Origin of the sequence: Corallococcus sp. AB038B, assembly GCF_003668955.1 — a bacterium.
In the GTDB taxonomy this organism is placed as follows: Bacteria; Myxococcota; Myxococcia; order Myxococcales; family Myxococcaceae; genus Corallococcus; species Corallococcus exiguus.
Genome location: NZ_RAWO01000138.1, coordinates 1 through 434, shown reverse-complemented (window position 1 = coordinate 434; position 434 = coordinate 1). Strand labels below are relative to the sequence as shown.

1 protein-coding gene is annotated in these 434 nt (G+C 38.7%); it reads left to right on the top strand.

The features are described from left to right. The first annotated feature begins 252 nt into the window (after positions 1-252). Positions 253-420, top strand: a complete 168-nt coding sequence (locus D7Y04_RS46910) for a trypsin-like serine protease (protein WP_121763072.1) — start codon at positions 253-255, stop codon at positions 418-420. Positions 421-434 lie beyond the last annotated feature (14 nt).

Below are 434 nucleotides of genomic sequence, written 5' to 3'. Positions count from 1 at the left end.
AATGACATAACTTTTTAGTTCGGTTTTCCGCGCTTGAGATTGGAATTTTTGTTCAATTAATTCATTATCTTCTTTGCTATAAGCCGTCCATTGAGGTTCAGTCGAAGAGAATGGATCCGGATTGGCATTGAATTGCCATTGAGCTTGTCCTTCCGTCACCTTGAAGCAGAATTAGTTGATTTTGTTTTCGTCCCGGAACAAAAAGAACAGAAGAAGGAAATTGAAAATGACTCATTCTGAAGAAGTGTTTTTTTGCTTTTAGAAGGCGATAGTGGCGGCCCGTTGATGATTCTTAATCAAACAGACCATCGTTGGTATTTATTCGGCATCACATCTCATGGTACAAATGCCGAGAGGATTAAACCTGGTGTCTACTCTTCGATATTGACGAAATTAGATTTTATTCGAAAACATCTTTGAACCCAATCCGCGAT